The sequence below is a fragment of the Natrinema soli genome (assembly GCF_028618695.1).
The window spans coordinates 1-4,688 of sequence record NZ_JAQIVI010000589.1 but is presented as its reverse complement, the minus strand read 5'-3'; the positions used below and the strand labels follow the sequence as shown (position 1 = coordinate 4,688).

Here is a 4,688-nt window from a genome sequence, read left to right as displayed (position 1 = left end):
ATCGTGTCGGCCGCGTGGTCGCCGATGCGACGACCGCCGGTCACGAGCGCCGACGCGAGCCCGACCACCAGCGGCGGGACGCCGAGTAGATCGACGTATCGGAGCAGGTTCCGCACGGCGCTGGCCCGGAACGTACACTGACTGCCGTCCGCCATGACTACCAGCAGACCGCGGTTTACCTTCCCCGGCGTCCGGCCGTAGCGCCACTCGAAGGTAAACGAGTAGGTCGCGTAGAGCGGCAACAGCACGAGTAGCGACAGGGGGACGACGTAGCCACCGAGCGCCTCGTAGGGCCCGCTGAAGACCACGCTCGCGACGTAGATCAGCGGGAACTCGATCAGTACGTAACAGATGAACAGATCGATCGCCGCCGCGACGCCGCGGTCGAGCACCACGTTCCGGTCGCCCGCGGTCTCGACTCTCGGTGCCGGTTGTCGCTGGGTCGGCAGGAATCCGTCCAGCTTCCAGTCGATCACGGGCCCGCCGCCTCACCGTTCATGGCGGAGTCATTCGCTAGCGGGTACAAAATACCTGCCGTCGTCCGCCCGCAGTCACTCCATGCGGATGTCCGTCCGCAATGTCACGAGGAAGTACGCGAGCAGGAAGAGCGTGATCCCGCCGAAGACCTGCGAGTCGATCGACAGATAGCCGTCCACCTGATACAGCAGGACGCTGGTAACTGCCAGCACGAGGATGGCACCGACCGTCCGCCAGCGTTCCACGAACTTCTCGAGGGCGATCCCGATCGTGGACTTCTCGACTGCGTCCGACGCCTCGCGGATGCTCTCCAAGCCCGCGCTCTCCGATTTCCGTGACGTGGTATCTCCACTCATATAGAGATGCAATTTCTTCCGAGGACTAAATAGATGTGGGTGACAGTGGCACGGATATCCCGTGACGGGTTCCCGGTGCGATTGCGACCGTGCTGTGAGTGTGCTGATAACGACGTGCAGCGCTCCGTTTTCGTCCTCGGCGGCACTAGTACCGTCGTCGACACGCCCCGACTCGAAACCGCTGACTCGAGTCCCCGATCGAAACGCGGCGTCAGAAACGGCCTGCTCGAGTTCGACCGCGCAGTTATTCGTCGAGCGTGTCGATGCGCAGGTCCTCGTCGAACTGCAGGGTGTTCTCGATTTCGGCCTCGTCGACGTCCTCGAAGGCCCAGCGGGCGATCGAGCGGCGGTGGACCTCGTCGGCCCCGTCGACGATGCGGAACGCGCGGACGTTCTCGTAGAAGTGTGCGATCGGCAGATCCTTGCCGATCCCGTTGCCGCCACAGCACTGCAGGGCGAGGTCGATGGTCTCGTTCGTGACGTTCGCGGTGAACATCTTCGACATCGCGACCTCGATGCGGGCGTCGCTGCGGTCGAGTTCGCGCGCGGCGTGGCGGACCATCGTTCGCGCGGCGTGCAGGCGCGTCTCGGCGTCGGCGATGCGGTGGCGCAGCGCTTGTTTCTCCTCGAGTTTCGTGCCGAAGGCCTCGCGTTCCTGCAGATAGGCCTTCGCGATGTCGAGCGAGCGTTCGGCCATGCCGGAGTAGCGCATGCAGTGGGTGAGTCGGCCGCCGCCGAGTCGCATCTGGGCGATCCGGAAGCCCGCGCCTTCCTCGCCCAGCGTGTTCTCGACGGGGACGCGGACGTTGTCGAACTTCACTTCGGCGTGGCCGCCCTCGCGTTCGGTGATGCCGTGCCCGCCGAGGTGGGGGATGTTTCGCTGGACTTCGACCCCGTCGGCGTCGCGCGGCACCATGATGATCGAGGTGCCTTCGTAGGGATGGGCGTCGAGATCGGTTCTGACCATCGCCAGATAGTAGTCCGCGCCGAGGCCGTCGGAGGTCCACCACTTGTGGGCGTTGATGACCCACTCGTCACCGTCCTTGACGGCCGTGCTCTGGAGCATCTTCGGGTCGGAGCCGGCACCGACCTTGGGTTCGGTCATCGCAAACGCCGTCTGAATCTCTCCCTGTACGAGCGGTCGGAGCCACTCCTCTTTCTGCGCTTCCGTGCCGACCATCTCGAGGGTGTGCATGTTCCCCTCCTGGGGCGCGTTGGCCCGAATCGCGAGCGCGCCGATCAGCGAGCGACCGACCTGCTCGAACGACGGGAGCATGTCGCTGAAGTCCAGTCCCTGACCGCCGTACTCCTCGGGGACCTGCGGCGCGAACAGATCGCGCTCCTTGGCCATGTCCCACATCTCGTGGATCTCGTCCATCGTAATCTCCTCGCCCGTGGCCAGCGCCTCCCGCTCCCGTGGGATCACGACCTCGTCCATGAACGCCTCTACGCGCCCCGCAACCTCCTTCGCTTTCTCGGAGTCGTGGTACTCCATATCACCCACAACTGGACACAGCATTGTAAAGTTATAGGTAACCGATCGCATTAATTGGCAAACTTCGGTGCTGCCGTCGGCTCTTCGCGGCTCGCGATCACACCCCACTCTCGTCGCTCTCGGCCCGAAACCGGGCCGCTCAAACCCGCTCGAGGATCGTCGCGACGCCCTGGCCGAAGCCGATACACATCGTCGACAGCGCGGTGTCCTGCTCCGTTCGCTCGAGTTCGTGGGCCAGTTTCGTCAGGAGCATCGCGCCGGTCGCGCCCAGCGGGTGGCCGTGGGCGATCGCCCCGCCGTTGACGTTGACGTCCTCCCACGACGCGCCGGTCTCCTCGAGCCAGGCGCCGACGACCGACGCGAACGCCTCGTTGACCTCGAAGAGGTCGATATCGCCGACCGTCATGTCGGCCTTCTCGAGGACGTTCTCGGTCGCGGGAATCGGTCCCTTTAGCATCGTCACGGGATCGACGCCGACGACCTCGGTCTGGACGATGCGGGCCATCGGCTCCCAGCCGTGCTCCGCGGCGGCTTCCTCGCTCGCGATGAGCAGCGCAGCCGAGCCGTCGACGATACCCGACGAATTGCCGGGGTGGTGGAAGCCCTCGCCCTCCTCGCGGAACGACAGCGGGAGTTCGGAGAGCGTCTCCTCGTCGGTTCCGGGGCGGGGGTGTTCGTCCTGTTCGACCACGACCTCCTCGCCGTCGAGTTCCGTTTTGACGGGCGCGATCTGGTCGTCGTACCGTCCCTCGTCCCAGGCCTCCTTCCAGCGGCGCTGGGAGTCGGCGGCGATCTCATCGAGTTCCGTTCGCGTCAGGCCGTACTCCTCGGCGATTCGCTCGGCACCTTCGCCCTGCGTGGTCAACTCGTCGAAATGCTCGAAATAGGTGTCCGTCGGCGCGTCGCCGTCCGACCCCATCGGCACGCGGCACATGTGCTCGACGCCGCCCGCGATGAGCACGTCGTGCTGGCCGGCCATGACGTTCGCCGCGGCGAAGTTGGCCGCTTGCTGGCCCGAGCCGCACATCCGATTGAGTTGGACGCCCGGAACGATGTCGCCCCAGCCGGCGACCATCGGCGCGAGCCGCCCGATATTCAGGCCCTGCTCGTCTACGGGCGTCACGCAGCCGTAGATAACGTCCTCGATCGTTTCCGGCTCGAATCCGTTGCGCTCTCGGAGCGCCTCGAGCGGCTCGGCGGCCAGGTCCTGCGGATGCGTGTCTCTGAACGAGCCGTCGCGTTTCCCGAACGGCGTTCGGACGGCGTCGACGATGACTGCGGAGTTCATGACGTGCGAATGGCTATTACACGATCGCTCATAGAGGTTGTGCATAAATTCGTGATCGACGGTGCTGGACTCTTTCCCGGCAGAATCGATTCGTGAAGGCCCGTGAACGCTGCTACCGCGCCACAATGATTAAATCAGATAGCGTAGTAGTCGTTCGGACGATGGACTTCGGACTACAGGACCGGACCGCTGTCGTCACCGGCGGGGCCGGACGGATCGGAAGCGCCGACTGTCGACTGCTCGCGGAGGAGGGTGCGAACGTCGTCGTCCTCGACGTGGACGCCGACGGCGCGCGGGAGGTCGCCGCCGAAATCGACGAGACCGACGACGGCGGGGAGGCGATGGCTCTCGAGTGCGATCTGACAGATCGGCGGGACGTGGCCGACTCGATGGACGAGGTCCGCGACGCGTTCGGCGGCGTCGACATCCTCGTGAACAACGCCGCGATGGTCGACGCGCGCTCGCGGCTGGCCGACTACGACGACGACGTCTGGAACCGCGACGTGGAGATCAACCTCACGGGGACGTACAACATCAGCGCGGAGGTGTTCCCCGAGATGTGCGACCGCGGCTGGGGTCGCGTCGTCAACATGTCCTCGATGGCCGGCTGGTACGGCGGCTTCGGCCAGATATCCTACTCGGCGACCAAAGCCGCCATGATCGGCGTCGGCCGGACGATGGCGCTCGAGGGGGCCCAGTCGGGCGTCACGTCGAACGTCATCGCGCCCAACATCGTCGTCGGCCAGTGGGCCGACATGAGCCCCGACGACCTCCGCGAGCAGGTCGACGAGTACTACGCTCGCATCGCCGAGGCGACGCCGATGCGTCACCTCGGGACGGAGGAGGACGTGGCCAACATGGTCGCCTACCTCTGTTCGGAGCAGGCCTCTTACGTCACGGGACAGATCGTCGGCGTCACCGGCGGTATCGACCTCTTCAGTTTCTGATCGCGGCGTCGGAGTTTCGCCCCGAATCCACCGAGCGCACGTTATTCGGGAGACGCGTCGTGCCACGGTCGCCGGCGCTCGAGGGCGGCGCTGGCGGAGAGCACGTCGTCGTCGGCGTGTCGCGG

Annotated in this window: 5 protein-coding genes; 1 reads left to right on the top strand and 4 read right to left on the bottom strand. The window is 65.6% G+C overall.

Annotated elements, in window-relative coordinates:
• The 4 genes from PGX04_RS27165 to PGX04_RS27150 all read right to left on the bottom strand — a co-directional run.
• The coding region (locus PGX04_RS27165; protein WP_273741339.1) for an RDD family protein at positions 1-476 on the bottom strand (476 nt) is incomplete at its 3' end.
• Between the two features lie 75 nt (positions 477-551).
• Complete coding sequence (locus PGX04_RS27160; RefSeq protein WP_273741338.1) at positions 552-833, bottom strand: hypothetical protein; 282 nt, start codon at positions 831-833, stop codon at positions 552-554.
• A gap of 244 nt (positions 834-1,077) precedes the next feature.
• Entirely contained in the window at positions 1,078-2,328 is a 1,251-nt protein-coding gene (locus tag PGX04_RS27155; RefSeq protein ID WP_273741337.1) for an acyl-CoA dehydrogenase family protein, read from the bottom strand.
• 139 nt (positions 2,329-2,467) lie between these two features.
• Positions 2,468-3,616 carry a thiolase family protein gene (locus PGX04_RS27150; RefSeq protein WP_273741336.1) on the bottom strand — a complete coding sequence of 383 codons (1,149 nt, stop codon included), beginning with the start codon at positions 3,614-3,616 and terminating at the stop codon, positions 2,468-2,470.
• 161 nt (positions 3,617-3,777) lie between these two features.
• Between PGX04_RS27150 and PGX04_RS27145 the strand changes: the two genes are divergently transcribed.
• Positions 3,778-4,563 (top strand): SDR family NAD(P)-dependent oxidoreductase, encoded by a 786-nt coding sequence (locus tag PGX04_RS27145; protein ID WP_273741335.1) that lies wholly within the window; start codon positions 3,778-3,780, stop codon positions 4,561-4,563.
• The last annotated feature ends 125 nt before the right edge of the window (positions 4,564-4,688 follow it).

Bases quoted from the DNA above. Each gene is read 5' to 3' on its own strand.
- PGX04_RS27160 (WP_273741338.1), bottom strand. From the start codon at position 833: ATGAGTGGAGATACCACGTCACGGAAATCGGAGAGCGCGGGCTTGGAG.
- PGX04_RS27155 (WP_273741337.1), bottom strand. From the start codon at position 2,328: ATGGAGTACCACGACTCCGAGAAAGCGAAGGAGGTTGCGGGGCGCGTA.
- PGX04_RS27150 (WP_273741336.1), bottom strand. From the start codon at position 3,616: ATGAACTCCGCAGTCATCGTCGACGCCGTCCGAACGCCGTTCGGGAAA.
- PGX04_RS27145 (WP_273741335.1), top strand. From the start codon at position 3,778: ATGGACTTCGGACTACAGGACCGGACCGCTGTCGTCACCGGCGGGGCC.